Annotated in this window: 19 protein-coding genes and 1 tRNA gene; 12 read left to right on the forward strand and 8 right to left on the reverse strand. The window is 68.5% G+C overall.

The annotated features are described in order from the left end of the window. Positions 1-53 precede the first annotated feature (53 nt). Positions 54-818 carry a helix-turn-helix transcriptional regulator gene (locus AB0H43_RS11775; RefSeq protein WP_359999233.1) on the reverse strand — a complete coding sequence of 255 codons (765 nt, stop codon included), beginning with the start codon at positions 816-818 and terminating at the stop codon, positions 54-56. An 88-nt stretch (positions 819-906) separates the two neighbouring features. Between AB0H43_RS11775 and AB0H43_RS11780 the strand changes: the two genes are divergently transcribed. Further along, positions 907-1305: a nuclear transport factor 2 family protein gene (locus AB0H43_RS11780; RefSeq protein WP_359999234.1), complete on the forward strand. Its 399-nt coding sequence runs from the start codon at positions 907-909 to the stop codon at positions 1303-1305. Between the two features lie 107 nt (positions 1306-1412). On the opposite strand, the gene AB0H43_RS11785 is transcribed toward AB0H43_RS11780, so the two are convergent. Together AB0H43_RS11785 and AB0H43_RS11790 are read right to left on the reverse strand one after the other, a co-directional pair. Next, positions 1413-1979: an NUDIX hydrolase gene (locus tag AB0H43_RS11785; RefSeq protein ID WP_359999235.1), complete on the reverse strand. Its 567-nt coding sequence runs from the start codon at positions 1977-1979 to the stop codon at positions 1413-1415. Beyond that, positions 1976-2830 carry a helix-turn-helix domain-containing protein gene (locus tag AB0H43_RS11790; protein ID WP_359999236.1) on the reverse strand — a complete coding sequence of 285 codons (855 nt, stop codon included), beginning with the start codon at positions 2828-2830 and terminating at the stop codon, positions 1976-1978. The genes AB0H43_RS11785 and AB0H43_RS11790 overlap by 4 nt, the downstream gene beginning before the upstream one ends. A gap of 148 nt (positions 2831-2978) precedes the next feature. Here AB0H43_RS11790 and AB0H43_RS11795 point away from each other — a divergent pair, with 148 nt between their 5' ends. Next, positions 2979-3368 (forward strand): hypothetical protein, encoded by a 390-nt coding sequence (locus AB0H43_RS11795; protein ID WP_359999237.1) that lies wholly within the window; start codon positions 2979-2981, stop codon positions 3366-3368. A gap of 100 nt (positions 3369-3468) precedes the next feature. Here the strand turns inward: AB0H43_RS11795 and AB0H43_RS11800 are convergent, their stop codons facing one another. Both AB0H43_RS11800 and AB0H43_RS11805 read right to left on the reverse strand, forming a co-directional pair. Further along, entirely contained in the window at positions 3469-5829 is a 2361-nt protein-coding gene (locus AB0H43_RS11800) for an FtsX-like permease family protein (protein WP_359999238.1), read from the reverse strand. Further along, entirely contained in the window at positions 5826-6518 is a 693-nt protein-coding gene (locus tag AB0H43_RS11805) for an ABC transporter ATP-binding protein (protein WP_359999239.1), read from the reverse strand. Before AB0H43_RS11805 ends, AB0H43_RS11800 begins: the two co-directional genes overlap by 4 nt. 201 nt (positions 6519-6719) lie before the next feature. Here AB0H43_RS11805 and AB0H43_RS11810 point away from each other — a divergent pair, with 201 nt between their 5' ends. The 5 genes from AB0H43_RS11810 to AB0H43_RS11830 all read left to right on the forward strand — a co-directional run bounded on the left by AB0H43_RS11810 (position 6720) and on the right by AB0H43_RS11830 (position 11796). Further along, positions 6720-7487 carry a histidine kinase gene (locus AB0H43_RS11810; protein WP_359999336.1) on the forward strand — a complete coding sequence of 256 codons (768 nt, stop codon included), beginning with the start codon at positions 6720-6722 and terminating at the stop codon, positions 7485-7487. Next, positions 7484-8188 carry a response regulator transcription factor gene (locus tag AB0H43_RS11815; RefSeq protein ID WP_359999240.1) on the forward strand — a complete coding sequence of 235 codons (705 nt, stop codon included), beginning with the start codon at positions 7484-7486 and terminating at the stop codon, positions 8186-8188. The genes AB0H43_RS11810 and AB0H43_RS11815 overlap by 4 nt, the downstream gene beginning before the upstream one ends. Before the next feature lie 116 nt (positions 8189-8304). Further along, on the forward strand, positions 8305-9237 hold the full coding sequence (locus tag AB0H43_RS11820) for a hypothetical protein (RefSeq protein ID WP_359999241.1): 933 nt from the start codon (positions 8305-8307) through the stop codon (positions 9235-9237). 292 nt (positions 9238-9529) lie between these two features. Continuing rightward, entirely contained in the window at positions 9530-10618 is a 1089-nt protein-coding gene (locus AB0H43_RS11825) for a ThiF family adenylyltransferase (RefSeq protein WP_359999242.1), read from the forward strand. Continuing rightward, the gene (locus AB0H43_RS11830) at positions 10573-11796 is read left to right on the forward strand and encodes a hypothetical protein (protein ID WP_359999243.1); all 1224 of its coding nucleotides are present in this window, start codon (positions 10573-10575) and stop codon (positions 11794-11796) included. The genes AB0H43_RS11825 and AB0H43_RS11830 overlap by 46 nt, the downstream gene beginning before the upstream one ends. A 56-nt stretch (positions 11797-11852) precedes the next feature. On the opposite strand, the gene AB0H43_RS11835 is transcribed toward AB0H43_RS11830, so the two are convergent. Further along, positions 11853-12290 carry a hypothetical protein gene (locus tag AB0H43_RS11835; protein WP_359999244.1) on the reverse strand — a complete coding sequence of 146 codons (438 nt, stop codon included), beginning with the start codon at positions 12288-12290 and terminating at the stop codon, positions 11853-11855. 318 nt (positions 12291-12608) lie between these two features. On the opposite strand from AB0H43_RS11835, the gene AB0H43_RS11840 reads away from it, so the two are divergent. The 4 genes from AB0H43_RS11840 to AB0H43_RS11855 all read left to right on the forward strand — a co-directional run bounded on the left by AB0H43_RS11840 (position 12609) and on the right by AB0H43_RS11855 (position 15086). Then, on the forward strand, positions 12609-13139 hold the full coding sequence (locus AB0H43_RS11840; protein WP_359999245.1) for a hypothetical protein: 531 nt from the start codon (positions 12609-12611) through the stop codon (positions 13137-13139). 534 nt (positions 13140-13673) lie between these two features. Continuing rightward, a complete protein-coding gene (locus AB0H43_RS11845; protein WP_359999246.1) occupies positions 13674-14036 on the forward strand; it encodes a cellulose binding domain-containing protein in 363 nt (120 codons plus the stop codon). A gap of 67 nt (positions 14037-14103) precedes the next feature. Beyond that, positions 14104-14232, forward strand: a complete 129-nt coding sequence (locus AB0H43_RS11850) for a hypothetical protein (protein ID WP_359999247.1) — start codon at positions 14104-14106, stop codon at positions 14230-14232. 215 nt (positions 14233-14447) lie between these two features. Beyond that, positions 14448-15086, forward strand: a complete 639-nt coding sequence (locus tag AB0H43_RS11855) for a hypothetical protein (protein ID WP_359999248.1) — start codon at positions 14448-14450, stop codon at positions 15084-15086. A 15-nt stretch (positions 15087-15101) separates the two neighbouring features. Here AB0H43_RS11855 and AB0H43_RS11860 read toward each other — a convergent pair whose 3' ends face one another. Both AB0H43_RS11860 and AB0H43_RS11865 read right to left on the reverse strand, forming a co-directional pair. Beyond that, positions 15102-15308 carry a hypothetical protein gene (locus tag AB0H43_RS11860; protein ID WP_359999249.1) on the reverse strand — a complete coding sequence of 69 codons (207 nt, stop codon included), beginning with the start codon at positions 15306-15308 and terminating at the stop codon, positions 15102-15104. 229 nt (positions 15309-15537) lie between these two features. Beyond that, positions 15538-15611 (reverse strand) — tRNA-Pro (locus AB0H43_RS11865). 195 nt (positions 15612-15806) lie between these two features. Here AB0H43_RS11865 and AB0H43_RS11870 point away from each other — a divergent pair. After that, positions 15807-18062 (forward strand): acyltransferase family protein, encoded by a 2256-nt coding sequence (locus AB0H43_RS11870; RefSeq protein WP_359999250.1) that lies wholly within the window; start codon positions 15807-15809, stop codon positions 18060-18062. Positions 18063-18090: the final 28 nt, after the last annotated feature.

The raw sequence follows: 18090 nt of genomic DNA on the forward strand, positions 1-18090 counted from the left end.
GATCTTGAACGATCCGGCCTCGACGGGCACCTCCTTCGGTGTCAGTAAGTCACCTAAGCTGGCTTGACGGCGAAGTACGCCGCCGTCTGCTCATCCATCGGGTAGTACGACTCGATCGACACCTCGTCCAGGGTGATGTCCACCGGTGTGCCGAACGAGGTGGTGGTGGAGAACAACCGAAGCTCCCGGTCGCCGAAGCGAAAGATCATGGGTACGACGATTTCGGAGCTTTCCGGTTCGCCTCCGTCCAACGGCCCGGCGAGGAACTCGTCGAACAGTGCCAGTAGCTCAGGCGAGGGTGCACGGGCGAGTTGACGTGCCATCCGCGTACGCAGAACCGACCGCACCTCGGCCAGATTGACGATGTTCTTCGCCAGCCCGCGCTCGTCGAGCCCGAGCCGCACCAGGTTGACCGGTGGCTTCAGCAGCTCGGGCGCGACACCGTCCAGGAACGAGTCGAGGGCTCGATTGGTCATCACGATGTTCCACCCGCGGTCCACCACCAGCGCCGGGTAGGGCTCATGCGCGCGCAGCAGCCTGCCGATCGCCTCCAAGACCGCTGGGAGCTGCTCGCGGTCGAGCGACCGCTCGGCGTATCGCGGGGCGAAGCCCGCCGCGAGCAACAGCAGATTGCGGTCGCGCAACGGCACGTCCAGCCGCTCGGCGAGCCGGTGAATCATGGCCGCGCTCGGCTGCGACTTGCCTGTCTCCACCAGGCTCACATGCCGCGCGGAGACATCCGCGGCCAGCGCGAGATCGAGCTGGCTGATCCGCCGCCGATGCCGCCACTCCCGCAGCAGCTCACCCACCGTCTGCATGAGCGTCGAGGCTACGCTCTGCCCTGCGTCCTCGCCATGAAATGCGGTTTCATCGACAGGGCGATCGGCGATCGCAACACTGCTGCCTATGACCTCATCATCGTCGTACGCCGACAACAAGGCCATCGTCCAGCAGGCACTGACCGCACTGATCGCGACAGGTGACGTCGACGCGCTGGCACGGTCGTTGAGCGACGACTTCGTCCATCATCGACCGGACGGGCGGAATTCCACGAAGACCGAGTGGCTCGACTCTGTTCGTGCCGCCCTCGTCCACCTCGCCGGGATGCAGGTCGACATCCAGCTCGTGCTTGCCGACCGCGACCACGTCATGATGCACTCCCGCCGATGGCTGGCCGGCGGACCCGAGATCGCCGTCGTCGATATCTGGCGTATCCGAGATGGGTTCATCGCCGAAGCTTGGGAGATCATCGAACCAGTCGCCGAGGCAACCGGTCATCTGACGTGGTGGGCGCCCGGCCACTAGCGCCGTCAGCCTTGATTCGGTCTCAGTTTCGACGACGCCACGCGTGCGCCGCGCCTCGGGAATCGGCGGCCGTCGGGAGCCGGCGCTCAGGCCGTGTTCGGCAGGCGTCAGCGGATGTGCGGCCGCGCCATCATCAGGGCGCTGGCGGTCTCGACGCCGGTGATCCGGGTTCCGATCGACGCGATCGCCTCGTCGAAGGGCACCTCGACGGTGCTCATGTCGAAGTAGCGCTCGATCTCGGTGTCCCACTCGGCCGTGCCCGTCGACACCACCGGATAGGCCAGGAAGAAGTTGATCCATTTGTTCGTCTCGGACGGCAGCGCATACAGCCGGCCGAGCGGTTGGAGGTTCACCCCGGCGGAGAGGGCGTGTCCGGTCTCCTCGACCAACTCACGCTGCGCGGCGGCCGCCATCGACTCGCCCACGGTCGAGATCCCGGCCGGAAGCTCCAGCGTGTCGGTCTTCAGGTTGTGCCGGTACTGCTGGACGAGGATCACCGTTCCGGCTGCCGTGACCGGGACGACCATGACGCTTTCGGCGGTGTCGGCGTAGTACCAGTCGATCTCGACGCCGTCGGGCATCCGCAGCTGCTCGCGTACGAACCGTTTGGGCTTGTCCACCAGCACCTCTGTGCTCAGCAGCTCGGCGTCGCGCATGCTGCCCAGTCCGGTCATGGTGTCCACTCCTTGGCGTCGTCCCACGTCCGCTGGACGTGCTTCACATAGCGATCGAACATCTTCCCCGTGGCCCGCCGAAGCTCCATTGTGGGCGAATTGCCGCCGACAAAGAACCGCAGGTAGGGGGTGACGATCATGTGATCGTCACCCCGCACGACGCTGACCGTGGGCGGGGCCGAGAAGACCCGGATCTGCATCGCCGGTCCGGCCGCGTCCTGCATCTGCCGATACCGCGCCAGCGCCGCTCGGGTTCGGGTCGCGAGGGTGCCCGGTGGGCTGCCCTCGTCGGCGTCCACGTCGACCGCTCCGGAGTATTCGGGGTCGAGCAACAGCACCCGGATGTCGCATCCGCGCTGTGCGGCACGTTCCACGAGGTCGGGCACGTCGTCGTCCAGGGCATAACCGAGTTCGGCCATTCCGTACAGCCACAGGTGCCGGTTGGCGTGGATGACGACGTCGTTCCAGGAGGGTCGCGAGACGAGGCCGCGGGCCGCGTACACGGCGGTCACTTCGCTGCCGGTGTCGTGGTCGGCGACGGCGACACCGCCGACCGGCACGCGGCTGCCCATGAACAGGGCGGAACGGGCGGCGACGGGCATCGCTAAGCCCTCGGCGATGCGGGCGAGCACGTCCACGCTGCTGACCCGCCGGCTGCCGCTCATGACTTCGCTGACCTGGGCCTGGCTCAGCCCGACGGCGACGCCGAGCCGGGTCTGCGTGACTCCGGTCTCGCGCTGAACCAGGCGGAAGAATTGCGGGATGTCGCGTTTGGCCAGTGCGTCGATCGTCTGGGACGTGGTCCAGAAGTCCGGCGCGAGCGCGATTGCCGCTCCCCCATCCGTCCACATGCCCACAGGGTATGCGCGGATTATCCGGCAGCCGGATATGTGAGCGTCTGGTTCATCCGATAGTGCTTCGCGCGTAGGTATGGCTTGACCACATCCGTCCGCCAGAGGCTGTCTGCGTGGGAGGAACAGCTGCGGGCGGGAGTAGGTCGTGTTTCACGATTCCGAGGGCGAACCCCTGAGACTGAACGAACCGTTGCTTCCCCGGTGGGACCTGGGGGACGGCCACTGGCTCTATATCGGCGACGAGGTGGCGCTGCTGTCGCCGCTGACAGCGCACGGCGCTGAGGCGTACGGGCGGATCATCGGGCTGGATCCGGAGGGTTCCGGTCGCCCGCTCGTCCTGGTCCTGTCCGGTCTGTATCCCGGAACCGTCCAGGCGCCGATCGGGCTGGGCGACATCCTGGGCAAGCGCGTGCGTTCACGCGGGATGGGCATCGCCGATGTCGATCGGCCGCCTGAGCGGACCGGCGGGGGCCGCGAGGATCGCACGTGGAGCGGCGGCCTCCGCCACGACCGCCACAGCCGACAGTGGCTGTGATGGGTGCGGACCGTCGGTTGCCTGCGGGATCGTCTGGTGGGCACGGTTGTCGGCCGCGCCCACCATCATGACGCGTGCGCTCGACGCACTCCTGCGCGGCCTACTCGTTGTGGAGCACCTCCGCGATCCTCAGCCGGGCCGCCCGGCGGGCTGGGACCAGCGCGCCGACGAGCGCGATCAGCACACCGGCGACGCCCAGCGCGGCCAGCGTCGGCGCGTGCCACACGTCCAGGACCGCCCTCGGGATGGCGACCCGGGCCGCGTCGGCGGTGCGCGGCAGGATGTACCGGTGGGCGAGCATTCCCAGGGGGATGCCGAGGATGCCGCCGACCGCCCCGAGCAGCGCCATCGAGGTCAGCACCATCGCCACCACCTGGCGCGGGGTCATTCCGATCGATTTCAGCATGCCGAGGCTGCGGCGTCGCTCGTGGACGTTGAGCACGACCGTGTTGAAGACGCCCAGCGCCGCGACCGTCGACAGGAGCAGCGAAAGCACTGCGGAGAAACTGATGACCGCCACCGCGAAACCGTTGAGCTGGGAGGTGTTCCACGCGTCGATTCCCGGGTCGGCCGCCCTGACCGCCTCGACGTACGCGGCGACGTCGCCACCGCGAACCAGCTGGACCTGGTAGTAGACCTCCCATGACTGCGCGACGCGGGCCGGGGCCAGCTCGGTCAGGACTCGCCAGTCGACGAACGCGGCGGGCGGGCCGATGGCGCCGTCCATCGTCTCGCCCACGATCGTCAGTTCGGTCCGCCGCCCGTCGAGCTCCAGGATGATCCGATCGCCGACGGCCAGCCCGCGTTCGCGCATGAGCTCCGACGGCACTACCGTCTCGTCCTGCCTGGTCATCCAGCGACCTTTGGTGATCTCGTTCGCGTAGCCCATCGACGCGTAGTCGCCGCGCACGAAGTTCACCCGTAGTGGCTGCGTCTGCCCGAGCGCCGGCACCGGCATCCCGAGAATGGCCGCCACCCGGGCCGCGTCCGGCAGGCTGCGCAGCAGAGCCTCCACTTGCGCGTCCGTCCGGGTGGTGACCTGGGGGGCCTCCTGCGGTGCCGGCAGGCCCCCGCCGGTGATCCGGGTCGTGCCGTCGGAGGGCTGGACCGCGATCTGCCCGGACGACCGGTCCTCGATCGCCGAGATCCGGGTCAGCGAGTCGGCCAGGCCGGTCGCGAAAGTCACCGTCGTGACGCCGAGCAGGACGGCTGCGACGGTGAAGGCGGTCCGGCCCGGGCGGGTGAAAGGCTGCCCGAGCCCCAGACTGACCGGCCGCGGCAGCCGCGTACCGGCAAGGCGGCGTTGAATCCTCAGGCCGCGACCGGCCCGCGGCGCGCTGCCCGCGCTGATCGCCTCGGCCGCCGACAGGCGATGTGCCCGCAAGGCCGGCACCAAGGCCGTCACGGCGGCGAGGGCTGGTACGCCGAGCAGCGCGACCGCCCACACCCAGCCGGCGACGCCGATGCCGCCGCCGACCCCGAGCCCTTCGAACCCGTCGCTGAGCAGTGGTTGGGCGGCGAACGCTCCGGCGACGGTACCGAGGACGCTGCCGGTGACCGCGGGGACGGACACCATGACGAGGTACACCGCGACCACTTGTCGTGGCGTGAAGCCGATCGCCTTGAGCACCCCGATGTGCCGGAAGCCGGAGACGACGGCGCCGCTGACCACATTGCCGACGATGACCACCGCGACGATGAGCCCGAGCACACCGAACATGGCCAGCAGCGGCACGTAGACGGCGATGTCGGAGGCGACTTTGTCCTTGACGACCTGGTAGGGCTGGACCGCGATCAGCGCGTCGGGTGTCAGTCCGCTCGTGACGGCGGCGAGGTCCGCCTCGACCGCGGCCTTCGTCGACACGTCCCCGGTGAACCGGTAGAGCATCTGCACCGCTGTCGGCTGCAACGCCGTCATCTGCTCCGGCGTCACCCAGGCGTCCGCGGTCTGGCTCAGGCTGTACGCCTGGCCGACGACCGTGAACTTCCTGCCGCCGAGCGTGATCTCGCCGGACAGTTCCTGCGGGTCGTCGGCGCTTATCGGCGGCGTGTTGAGCACCACCTCGCCGGGTCCGGTGGGCCAGCGCCCCTGCCAGAGGTCCAACCGGTCGACCGGGCCACCCGGGTCGCCGCGTCCCACGACGGTGAACAGCCCACGTGGACCGGGTCCGCCGTCGCCGAAGTCGAGCGTCGCCTGCCCGAACGGGCCCGCGGCGGCCGCGACGCCGGTACGCCGCCCGGCTAGCTCCGCGTCGGTGACGATCGCCGGGTCGAACACGGCGATCGCATGGGGGCCTTGCTGAGCGGCGAACGCCCGATCGAATGGCCCGGAGGACGCGTCCAGCAGCACCAGCGCGATCACGATGGTCGTGGTCGACAGCAGCACGACGAGACCGATGACGAACGTCTGCAGCTTCCGCCTCCGCACGGCGGCCCGGGCCGCCCGCCACACGGCGCTCATACCCGGTCCAGGGTGCGCTCGTTGGCGATCCGGCCGTCGGCGAGCTCGATCAGCCGGCTCGCGCATCGGGTGGCGAGCCGCTCGTCGTGCGTGACGATCATCAGTGTCTGCCCGATCTGGTTGAGGTCCAGCAGCAGATCCATGACCTGCTCGCCGGCCCGGCTGTCCAGCGCCCCGGTCGGCTCGTCCGCCAGCAGCAGTGCCGGGCGGTTCATCAAGGCTCGCGCCACGGCGACCCGCTGCCGCTCGCCACCGCTCAAGGCCGCGGGGTACACATTGCGCCGATCCGCGATGCCCAGTTCGTCGAACAGCTCCAACGCCCGCCTGCGCGCCGGCCCGGCAGCGGTGCCGGCCAGCTGCGCCGCCAGTGCCACGTTGTCCAGCGCCGACAGGTCGTCGAGCAGGTTGAAGAACTGGAAGATCATGCCGATGCGGTGCCGGCGAAACAGCGCCAGCCTCGTTTCGTTCAGCTGTCCCAGGTCCTCCCCGTGAACCTGCACCGTCCCGGACGTCGGCCGGTCCAGCCCGGCGATCATGTTCAGCAGCGTCGACTTGCCGCAGCCGGACGGCCCCATCACCGCCACCGCTTCACCGGTGTGGATCTCCAGCGACAGGCCGTCCAGCGCAGTCGTGTCGCCGTACTCCTTGCGTAATCCGTCCACTCGCACGACACAGGTGTCATTGGTCATGCGAGCACGGTATGGGTGCGCGTACCGGCACCACATCGGTCTGTGGATGGAACCAGCCGGCGCGGTCATCCCAGAGATGTATGCGGCTGGACACCGGGGAGGATGCCGCGCCCGGCGCAGTTCTGCAACAGTGATGGCGTGCAGACCGCAGGGGCGTGGCTCGGGGTCGCCCTCGCGGCGGCCGTCGCGGTCGCCGCCTGGCTGGGCGCGGCATTGCTGTACGCACGCCGCCGGCACCGCCGCGCGTTGGAGGAGCGGGGCTGGCTCATGGAACGCGAGCGCGAAAGCGCAGCCCGGACGGCCGTCGACGACGAACGGGCCCGGATCGCGCGCGAACTGCACGACATCGTCAGCCACAACGTTACCCTCATGATCGTCCAGGCGGCGGCGGCCCGGGAGGTTCTCGCGGCGATGCCGCAGGAGGCCGCAGCTGCCCTGTCGGCGGTCGAGCGGGCGGGCCGGGACACCATGACCGAGCTGCGGCACCTTCTCGGGCTGCTCGCCCCGCCGGCCGACAGCGGCGACGAGGACAGCGGCGAGGACGGTGGCCTGGCACCACAGCCCAGCCTGAGCCGCCTCAGCCCGCTCATCGACCGCATCGCGTTCGCCGGCTTGCCGGTGGACGTACGCATCTCGGGCGAGCCGAGACCACTGCCGGCCGGGATCGACGTCACCGCATACCGCATCGTTCAGGAGGCGCTCACGAACGCGTTGAAGCACGGCACCGGAGGAAAGTCGGAAGTGACGATCCGCTACGCCCAGCGTTCCCTGCGCATCGAGGTGCTCAACACGGGCCCGAGCGTACTGACCAGCGGCCAGACCGGAATCCGGGCGACCGGTGATGGCGCCGGCCGTGGTCTGCTCGGGCTGCAGCAGCGCGTGGCCGTCTACGGCGGGGACCTCGACGCCCGCCGCCGGCTCGGCGGCGGATACCGCGTCCGCGCCCGCATCCCGGTGGACTTCGGATGACGTCTCCAGACCGCCCGATGGACGCCGCACCAAGCGTCCTCATCGTCGACGACCAGGAGCTGATCCGGACCGGGTTCCGGCTCATCCTGACCGCCCGGGGCATCGACGTGGTCGGCGAGGCCGCCGACGGTGCCGACGCGGTGGCAGCCGAGCGGCGGCTACGGCCCGATGTCGTGCTCATGGACATTCGTATGCCCATAATGGACGGACTGGAGGCGACCCGGCGCATCCTCGACCACGAGCCCCGCTGCCGCGTGCTCATGCTCACCACGTTCGACCTCGACCGCTACGTCTACGCCGCCTTGGCCATCGGCGCCAGCGGGTTCCTCCTCAAGGACGTCACCGCTGACCACCTCGCGGCAGCGGTGCGTCTCGTCAACACCGGCGACGCCCTGCTCGCGCCCTCGATCACCCGGCGCCTCGTCCAGCGCTTCGCCACCGGCGACCAGCACGTCGGCGACCGCCTGTCGACGCCCGCCGCCCACCTCGATCTCGCCGCGCTCACACCGCGGGAGCTGGAAGTGCTGACCCTCCTCGGCCGCGGTCTGTCCAACACCGAACTCGCTCACCACCTGACCCTCAGCGAGGCGACAGTCAAAACGCATGTCGCGCGGATCTTCGCCAAGTTGGCGTTACGTGATCGGGCCCAGGCGGTGGTGCTCGCGTATGAGACCGGACTGGTCACCCCCGGTGACCAGTGAAGCCGCGCCGGTCGCCGTCTTATCCGCTGCGCGACGACGAGGAGCCATGAGGATTTCGGCTTTCGCTGCTCCAGCGTCAGCGGCCGCGACCCGGTTTCTGGGCGTAGGGTGCGCGAGTGACAGCCGACATCCCGGACTTGCTGGCGCGTTTGTCGACGGTAAACGATCATAACCAGCGCTGGGAGAATCTGAACCAGATCGCCGCGGTGCCGGGAGCCCGAACGGCGCTTCGACACGTCCGCCGATACGGTCCGGGCCGGCTGCGGGCGGCCGCACTGGACGCGTTGGCATACCTTGATGGCGAGCTGGGCCTGGAAGAAGCCGACCTGGCGGCCGTCGAGCGCCTGATCCGGATCCGCCGACGCACCGATCCGCTCAGCCCGGTCATGTCCATCGGGACGACCTGGTGGTGCGTACGCGACCTCGATCAGGCGGCCGTCCTGGCCTCGCTCGGTCTGGCCTCGCCCCGGCCGGCGACGTACAGGCTGGCGTCCAGCGTCATGGAGATCATCAACGAGGACGACGGTTGCGGTCTCGTCTACGTCGGCCCGCAGATCAACGGCTGGACGCCGATCGTCGGCCCCTGGTGCGACGCGTTCGGCGACCGCGCTGAAGAGGTCCGGGCAACTGCCGAACGGTTGAGCGCGGAGTGCGGCGAGGTGCACGCGTTCTACTTCAGCGCATACGGCGACGGAACGGGATGGCTGGTCGCGCGAAACGGGGTCACGATACGCCGCTACAGCACCCTGGACCCAGCGGACGTGTACGGCGACCCACTGCCCGTGGAACACGACTGGATGGCCGCACGTGGTGTTCCAGGTCGCCTGGAGGACCACCGCGCTTACAACGATCACGGAATCCTCGTGTGCGTCGGCGAGTACGCGGAGACGATGGAGGAGTTCTACGAAGCGAACGACGTCGCTGCCGCGATCAGCGTCGACGTCGGGTGGAGGCATCCTCATGACCCCGTCGTCCATGGCAGTCCTGTGATGGCCGCCGTACCCGGCGCTGGACCGATCGTGTTCCCACCTGGCCTCTACGAGATCTAGACCAAGATGGGCGTGACGTCGCCCGCGTGCGGTTCCTTCGTGCTTGGCGCGTGATGGGCCGTCAGCGCCCACTCTGCTGTGACCGGACTGTGAACTGGGTCGCGCATCCTCTGCGGACGAGCACTTTCCCACGTGCGACTCAAGGAGGTGAGCTGCTCATGGTGATCGTCATCACCAAGGTCGAGGACATCGAGGCAACCGCAATCCACCAGCGGGACACCGACCTGGCCTGACACCCGGGCGGGGCGGTCTGCGGGCCGCCCCGCACGCCCTAGACGAGAGGAGATGCGCTGTGGCGGCCCGGCCCATGCTCAAGGGCATCATGGTTCATCGCGGCGAGGGCCAGGTGGTGCTGTGGCCGCGGGCTCTTCGACGGATGTACCTCCAGGACCACGACGGCAGCCTCGCCGTCCTGCTCGGACTGCTTGCCGAGGCCCGGCCCCGCGACGAACTCCAGGCGGGACTGAGCGCGCAGGGCTTCGACGTCAGCGAAGAGCAGCTTTCCGCAGTTCTCGCGACGCTCGACGAGATGGGCGTCCTGATCGACGCTGACGGCGACGAAACCCTCGACGAGGCGACCCGCGAACGCCATCAGAGCAACCTTCGCTACTACGACCTCTTCGCGAGCCTCGAACACACCAGCGCCGCCATGCATGCGGCCGCCCAACAATCGCGAGTGCTGCTCCTGGGCGCCGGTGGCATCGGCTCGGGCATCCTGCAGTCCCTCGTCGGGCTGGGGGTCGGCCAGGTGACCGTCGTCGACCAGGACCAGGTGGAGACGAAGAACCTGGCCCGGCAGTTCGTCTACGGTCTGGCCGAGGTCGGCCGGCCCAAGGTGTATGCCGCTCAGGATTGGGCGAAGGCGTACTCCTCCGGAACCTCGATCATTCCCGTCCACGCGCGGGTGACCGACGTGGCAACCGTTCTGGAGCTGGGCGCCGACGCCGACATCGTCGTCTGCGCGATCGACTCGCCGGAAGACATCCGTCTCATCGTCAACGAAGCCTGCTTCGCTCTCGGCATACCGTTCGTCGCAGGTGGGCTGAACTACTCGACGCTGTCGTACTGGTCCGTCGAGCCTGGCAGATCGCCGTGCTGGCAATGCCTCGCCCTGCATCGCACGGCGGAGGCGGCTGTATTACCGGAAGTCCTCCGCCAGGAGGCCTACCTCGCACCTGCATCGGTCAACCGCGCCACTGGTCCGATGGCTCAGCTGATGTGCGGGCTCATGGCGATGGAGGTCATGCGATACCTCACCCGCAGCGATCCCCCCGTCGCGGCCGCCACCTATCAGGTCATCGAAGTCGCCGACGGGCTGGCGACGAGCAGCTCCGCATGGCAGCGGCACCCCGACTGTCCGATGTGCCGGGCCGTCCGATGACGAACGCCGTCACGAATCGCTATGCCGACCTGAGCCTGGTACGCGACGGCGACGGATACATCATCGGAAGACGCGGCAGCCGCACGTTCGTGGCGGTGCCCGAGATCGGCGGCACCGTCGTCGAGTGGCTGCAGGACGGCTGCACCGTCGAAGAATGCGCCGACCGGGCGGCGAAGCTGATGGGCGAGCCCGTCGACGTCGCCGGCTTCGTGGACGGGCTGACCGCCGCCGGACTTCTGTCGGCGGCGGCCCCCACGACGGACGGCCCGGCGCTGTGGACTCGGCGCGCCGGGCGGATTCTCTTCGGGCGTACGGGACTGATCGTCCAAGGTGTGCTGGCCGCAGCCGGCGTGGCCGCGCTGATCGCCCGGCCGGACCTGCGGCCGCACTACAGCGACGTCATCGTCAGCCACGTGTCCCTGCTGAGCATGGTGGCGGTCGCCGTCCTCGCCACCGCCTCCGGCCTGATCCACGAGTGCGCGCACGTCCTCGCCGCCGCAGCGCGCGGCGTCCCGTCGCGGGTGTCGATCAGCCGCCGGATGATCACCATCGTTTACCAGACGGACCTGACCCGGCTGTGGTCGGTGCCGCGCCGCCAGCGCATCGTCCCGCTGGCCGCCGGTCCGCTCTCGGACGCCGCCACGCTCGGCCTCCTGCTGGCCGCGGAGCTGGCGGTGCCGCCCGGCGCGCTGTTGTCTTTGATCCGGGCGCTGGCGTTCATCAAGATCTCCGGCATCGCGTTCCAGTTTGAAGTGTTCATGCGCACCGACTTCTACGCGCTGTTCGTCGTCGCGACCGGCTGCCGCAACCTCTGGGGCACGAAGGGCGCGGTCGCCCGCCGCGCAATCCACCGGGCCACCGCCGACGACCTCAGCCTCCTCGCCTCAGTACGCCCCCGCGAGATCCGCTGGGCCTGGCTCTACCTGTTCCTGTACGTCCCCGGCGTGGCGTGGACCGTCTGGTACTTCGTCACGTTCGCCTTGCCCGCCACCATCAGGCTGGCCGGCATGTCGATCGACGCCGTCCGCGACCACGGGGCCGCGAGCCTTATCGGCCTGGCCGGAATCGTGGCATTGGCGATCACCGCCACCACCACCGTGTTCATCCTGCGAGGCGTGGTCCGCACCATCGCAAGGCTGGCGAGAAACATCTGGCCCGGCCGCCCGGCGACCGTCTGACCATCGCCGTCCGCCTGCCCCAGGCGGCTTGCGGCCCGGGGCAGGCGAAGTGCGGATCAGTTGATACGCACGCAGGCGCGGCCACGCTGACTGCCGTTGGTGAACACGTACGCACAGGCGTACCCGTTCTTGGCCCAGCCCTTCCCGCGCCATGCCGCGACGACGGCAGTCTTGTCCGTGGCGAGACCGGGAGCCGAAACGCACCCCGTGTTGGTGTACGCGCGCTCGGTGTACCAAGGCTTGCTGTTGGTGTCCAGGTACACCCAGTTGATGTAGAAGTTGCAGATGATGTCGCCGCCGTACAAGTAGATCTTGGCGGTCTGCGAATCGATCGTGTTGCCGTCACCCGCCACATAGTGGTAGATGTACCCGTTATCGGTGCCGGCGATGAAGCCCGAGGTGCTACCGCTCGCGTAGGCGCCTTGGGATGTCGCTCCCAGCAACGTGATCGTCGCCAGAACCGCCGCGGTCGCGAGCTTCTTGAGACGTGTCATCAGGCCTTCCCTTCCGAATGGACTGGTCTGGCCACACTTCTACGCCCGCAGTGAGGGTGACGATATTCGCGCTGCCGGAAGTAGCAGAATCCTTGACTGCTGTCACGACGGTCACCGAGAGATCTACCGCCATCAACTCTGGCCGACGCTCCTCGGCGCAGCGAAAGTCAATGACCGCACCTTTAGCGAGTCATTTCACTCGACTCCGGTCGACGAGGCGCGCTGCTCGTCGGCGTTCTCGTTGCGGACCGACTCTACGGCCGTCCTTCCCGACGACAGCCCAACCCCTTGAGCGCAAGATCCTCGTAGACTGCGGCGATGAGCGAGCCCGAGACCTCCGCCAAGCCGAAGCGTTCGTCCCGGGTTCTCGCCGGCGTTGTAACCCTGGTTGTCGTCGCCGCACTGTGCTGCTGGGGTGCATGGAGCCAGATCTCGGGCTCATTCCGGTCGAACGACCCCCGGGAGTACCCGCGCGAAGACGAGGCGCTTCACATCACGTATCGCGGCGGAGATCTGGAGGATGACCTCCTGCCCCGATACGGTGTGAAGCTTCCGTGCGACGTTCAGCATCTGCGGTGGGGCAACCATGAGGACATGGGCCCGATGGGCTCGCTCTATCTCCGCTTTGACACGTCCTCGACCTGCCTGGACGAGTTTCTCCGGGACAACCGGCTGCAGCCGACGGCGGCCTGGACCCCCTCCGTGTTCGTACCGGATGAATACGGCTGGGCCATCAACGCCAGCGACGCCACCTATGATGCGCGCCCGTCGGAGCGCGTACAGCTGAGCGTCTCGATCCATCGAGGCGAGCAGCGGCACGTGGCCTACGTCGTCGCGGTGTACTCCTAGCGCCCACTGGGAGGTATTTCAGCCGACCTGCGTCGATGGGCAGGCACAAGGGCGCCTTGATCAAGCCGTGATGTGTCGCACGTGGACGCAATGACCGCTCGAAGGTGGATCAACGTTGCGGCGGCGTCGCCCCGATCCGCATCGATCAAGGCCGAGCCATCTCCTTCGAGGCGACGACCCCCTGCAGGGCGGGCCAAACATTCCTCAGCCGCCTTATATGCCATTCATGCACCGACGTCGACCGTTACCGTTGCATAGAAGATCTTGAGTGGAATCGACCCGTCGGCGCGGCCTTCGCTCGGCTCCCCGTCCCTGAGCTGTTCACCCTGAACGGCCCGGTCCCGCAACCTGAGTTGTGGAGAGCGACATGAAATTTGGTCGAGTTGCCCTAGCCGTAGCTAGCGCATTGATCGTCCTAGCAGTCGGCGTACCCGCGCTGGCCGACACGACGAGCGCGACCCCGAGCGCCAGCCCCAGCCCCCATGCCTGCCGCCCCCGGCGAGCGGATCGGTCCCAGAGGCAGGCCCGACGCACTTGACGTTCGCGGTTTCGGCGAACGGCGGCTGCGGGTACGCGCCCGTCACGGTTTCGGTCTACCGCAGCTTCGAGGACGCCAGCGCCCATCTGTCGGCCATCAGTTCTACCGCCGCCACAGTCGAGGCCGCTCAGGCGCTGACTGTGTCCGGCCTGAAGCCGGGCACGCCCTACTGGTACCGCTTCTCGGGCGGCGGCTCCAACTTCGATTCGTTGATCATGGGGCCGACGTTTACCGCCGCCGCACCGCAGGACAGCACGGCGACCTACGTGCTCGACAGCGCCTGGGACACCGGCTTCGTGGCCCGCGTCATCGTGCACAACAATCTGACCACTTCGATCCACGGTTGGCAGGTGGCCTAGGACTGGCCAGGTCAGCAGGTGATGCACGAGTACTGGAACGGCACCCCCCACGTCCAAGCTTGGCACCGTGACAGTGACGAGCGCCGACTGGAACGGCACACTCCAGCCAGCCGGGGAGGCGTCCTTCGGCTACGTCGCGGCCGGGCTGGCGCCGACCACACTGACCATAAGTTGTGTGGTGAAGCCAACGGCCTGACGAGCGGCGACACCGAACCCCCCAAGCGTGGCCCAGCAGCACCCAAGGGTCACGCTTGGGCGAAATGGCCACCCGCCCTTGGACCGCTCTGCCGGCGGCTGCAGCGGAAATGTGTCATCGAGGTGTCACGATCATCTACATAGGATTGCCGCACGCCGCGAACAGTTCCTCCGTGCTTCAGCTCAACAGACATGTTCGGTGCCAGAATGGTCGTCGTGGGGTTCTTCGATCACCTCGTTCAAGCATCGGTTTCACAGCGCAGGCCGCAGCGGCTGCGGCCACGGCCGGTGTGGATGAAGCCGGAGGCGGCGATCGGTGCGACGGTGCCGGTAGAGCTGATCCTCTTGCGTACGCCGGATGCGGCGGTTGTGGTTTCGGCGGTGACCGCGTATCCGGCGGGGTTCGAGTTCACGGTTTCGGCGATGCTGCGCGAGGACGAGGCTGTCCCGATGTTTCCCGGTGCGCCGGACGGGTCGATTCCGGACACATTCCTGCGGGTGGGTGTACTGTTCGCCGACGGCCGATCGGGTACAAACCTGGACGTCATGACAGGCGCGCCGGAGCTGGCCGCGGACAAAGGCAATGTGGTCTTCACCGGGACCGGAGGAAGTGGCGGGATGCGCCGCTTCGACGGAACGTACTGGGTGTGGCCGCTGCCTCCGGACGGTCCGGTCACGTTCGTCTGCGAGTGGCCCGGACACGATGTGCCCGAATCCCGGGCTAGCATGAACGGCGAGTTGATCACCGCGGCTGCGCGGCGTGCGATTCAGTTGTGGCCGGAGCACCATTCGCCAGGTGCTCCGATCATTAGCGCGGTCGTCGTAGACGACAGTCCGCCGGACACATCACCGTAGCCGATCACCGGATCGTCACGCACGTTGCTCGGCGTCTCCAGAATGATGGCGAGTCGCGCGGGCCTCATCGACGCTTTCCGCCTGGACGGTGTACACGATCGCCTGCGGCCCGGACGCGAGCAGGTACATGATCGCGCGGAAACGGGCGACGAACTCATCCGGCCGATAGGGGCCCAGAGCCGTTCCGGAGGCGGTCAGGCAGTAGGTGTCGTCACTGGTCATCGTCGGCCACACTGGTCCAGTACGCCGAGGACGACCATGCGCATTCCTCGCCCGATGGGGCGACGCAGTCGTCGCAGGTCTGGCTCAGCGCGACCGGGCAGTCCAAGGCACGCCTCGTGCCATCTTTTGACGCTCGGTGACGTGACGTCCGAGGTCAAATGAGGATCAGAGATCAAAAACGCGGCCTCCCCAACTTCAGGAAGACCGCTTCTGACCTGCAAATTCGATGTCGGGCTGGCCGGATTCGAACCGACGACCCCTTGACCCCCAGTCAAGTGCGCTACCAAACTGCGCTACAGCCCGTTGCCGCCCGGATCTCTCCGCGCGGCAGCCCACACAGCGTAGCGCACCGGGCCATCTGTTTGCGCGCAGGCCCCTGGTGTCCGTTTCGCGGCGGACGCCCGCGTCCGGATGATCTCCACAAATCATTCTAAAACGGGTGCAAGCCGAGCGGCTCGTGACGAGTTTCCATGACTGCGCGGTGGGCACACTGACGCGGTGTCGAGGGCCGCCCGGCAGGAGAACGTGCGCTATCAGCCGCCGCTGGACGGCGTACGCGCGCTGGCGGTGCTGGCCGTGCTGTTGTTCCATGCGGGCGTACGGCAGCTGCCCGGCGGGTTCCTCGGGGTCGACGCGTTCTTCGTGCTGTCGGGCTTCTTGATCACGTCGCTGCTCCTGGGCGAGCTGCGGCGTACGGGCAAGATCGCTTTGGGCGCGTTCTGGCTGCGGCGGGCTCGGCGGTTGCTGCCGGCGCTGCTCGCGATGCTGATCGTGGTGGCCCTGTTCGCCCGGACGCTCGCGGCCGACGAGGAGCTGGGCCTGGTACGCGGCGATGCCCTCGCGGCGCTGGCGTACGTGGCGAACTGGCGGATGATCTATCGCGGGATGAATTACTTCGCGCAGACCTCTGCGCCGTCGCCGCTGCAGCACACCTGGTCGCTTGGCATCGAGGAGCAGTTCTACCTGTGCTGGCCGGTGCTTGTCATCGCCATGATCGTGTTCGCACCGCGCCTCGTGCGCCGAGTACGGCCCCGCTCGCAGCGCACAGCACAGCCAAGCCCGCAGCGCAAAGCAGGGCCAAGCCCGCAGCGCAAAGAAGCGGGGGGCCGACCGCGGCCAAGCGCGCAGAACGGAGCGCAGCCACCACGGCTGCCGAGCGCACGAGACCGAACCCAGCCCGACCTGGCGGACCGAGGCCAGCGGATCGGGCGTGGCGTACTGGTGGCCCTCGTCCTGGTCGGCGCGCTGGTGTCGGCGGTCGCGGCCGCGGTTCTCTACCGAAGCGACGACATCGGCCGGGCGTACTTCGGGACGGACACCCGGGCTCAGGCGCTGCTGATCGGCTGCGCGCTGGCGCTCGCGCTGAGCGCTCGAGTGCCTAACGCGGCGACCGCGCCGTCCACCGGGCGGACCACCGCCGCGCGATCCGCCGTCGCCGGGCAAAGGGGCCGAAGGATCTCCGGCGTAGCCGCCGCGCTCGGGCTCGTCATCACCGGGTTCCTGTGGGCGTACGCCGACGGGACGCAAGCCTGGCTGTATCGGGGCGGGTTGACGCTCGGGGCGGTCGGGGTCGCGGCTGTTCTCTGGCATGTCAGCGTCGTGCCGGCCGGACGGCTGAGCCGGGTGCTGTCGGTCGCGCCGCTTGTGATGATAGGCCAGATCTCGTACGGGCTGTATATCTGGCACTGGCCGTTGTTCCAGCTGCTCGACGCCGACCGGACCGGCATGACCGGCACCGAGCTGATCATGCTGCGGCTCGGTGTCGTGCTGGCGGTCGCCACCGCGTCCTACTGGCTCATCGAACGCCCGGTGCGGCGCGGCGTACGCAGGCCTGCCTGGTTCGCCGGGCGCAAGGCCGCCATGGCGAGCGCGGTCGCCGCCGCGGTTCTGGTCTCCGGCACGGTCGCGGCGGTCATGTCGGGGACCCGTCCAGCCGCGGTGACTGCGGCCGCGCCCGTCGTGGTGTTTCCGGACGGCACCCCGTCGGCGGCCGCGTCGGCGACGCCGGGGCCGATGACGCGGGCGGGCCGCAAGCCGGGCGGTCAGCCTCGGATCACGATCCTGGGCGACTCGGTCGCCTGGACGGTCGGCACGTATCTACCTGAGCATCCGGGTCTGACGGTCACCACCCGCGCGATCCAAGGGTGCGGCATCGCGCTTCTGCCGGACATCCTGACGCAGGGCACGCCGCACACGAACTATCCCAACTGTGAACACTGGCCGGATCGGTGGCGGTCGGCGATCCGGGCCGACGACCCCGACGTCGCGGTGATCTTGCTGAACCGCTGGGAGCTGATGGACCGCCGGCTGCAAGGCCGCTACCAGCACGTCGGCCAGCCCGCGTTCGACGCGTACTTGAGCGGGCAGCTGACCGAGGGCATCGGGATCGCCCGGTCGCGTGGCGCGCAGGTCGTGCTGCTCACGGCGGCGTACACGCGGCGCAGCGAGCGCCCGGACGGCGGACTGTATCCCGAGGACGAGCCCATTCGGGTGGACGCCTGGAACCATCTGCTCCAGGCCACGGCCCAGCGATTCCCCGGCCACGTCTCCGTGCTGGATCTCAACGCCGTCGCCTGCCCCGGCGGCCGGTTCGCGTGGGATGTCGGCGGGCTGCGTATGCGCAGCGATGGGCTGCATTTCACGCCGCCCGGCGTACAACACGTGATCGCGCCTTGGCTTCTCCCGCAGCTGGCGCGCATCGCGGTGGCCGGGCCGCCCGCGCCTCGTGGCCGGGCCACCGCGCGGCCTGACTGAACCTCGCCCACCGGGCTCGGAAACGGAC

The sequence above is a fragment of the Hamadaea sp. NPDC050747 genome (assembly GCF_040654195.1).
GTDB lineage: Bacteria > Actinomycetota > Actinomycetes > Mycobacteriales > Micromonosporaceae > Hamadaea.

Excerpts from the sequence above, each read along its gene's own strand:
- AB0H43_RS11775 (WP_359999233.1), bottom strand. The coding sequence starts at position 818 with ATGCAGACGGTGGGTGAGCTGCTGCGGGAGTGGCGGCATCGGCGGCGG.
- AB0H43_RS11840 (WP_359999245.1), top strand. The coding sequence starts at position 12,609 with ATGAGCGAGCCCGAGACCTCCGCCAAGCCGAAGCGTTCGTCCCGGGTT.
- AB0H43_RS11815 (WP_359999240.1), top strand. The coding sequence starts at position 7,484 with ATGACGTCTCCAGACCGCCCGATGGACGCCGCACCAAGCGTCCTCATC.
- AB0H43_RS11785 (WP_359999235.1), bottom strand. The coding sequence starts at position 1,979 with ATGACCGGACTGGGCAGCATGCGCGACGCCGAGCTGCTGAGCACAGAG.
- AB0H43_RS11790 (WP_359999236.1), bottom strand. The coding sequence starts at position 2,830 with ATGTGGACGGATGGGGGAGCGGCAATCGCGCTCGCGCCGGACTTCTGG.
- AB0H43_RS11835 (WP_359999244.1), bottom strand. The coding sequence starts at position 12,290 with ATGACACGTCTCAAGAAGCTCGCGACCGCGGCGGTTCTGGCGACGATC.
- AB0H43_RS11830 (WP_359999243.1), top strand. The coding sequence starts at position 10,573 with ATGGCAGCGGCACCCCGACTGTCCGATGTGCCGGGCCGTCCGATGACG.
- AB0H43_RS11800 (WP_359999238.1), bottom strand. The coding sequence starts at position 5,829 with ATGAGCGCCGTGTGGCGGGCGGCCCGGGCCGCCGTGCGGAGGCGGAAG.
- AB0H43_RS11805 (WP_359999239.1), bottom strand. The coding sequence starts at position 6,518 with ATGACCAATGACACCTGTGTCGTGCGAGTGGACGGATTACGCAAGGAG.
- AB0H43_RS11780 (WP_359999234.1), top strand. The coding sequence starts at position 907 with ATGACCTCATCATCGTCGTACGCCGACAACAAGGCCATCGTCCAGCAG.
- AB0H43_RS11860 (WP_359999249.1), bottom strand. The coding sequence starts at position 15,308 with ATGACCAGTGACGACACCTACTGCCTGACCGCCTCCGGAACGGCTCTG.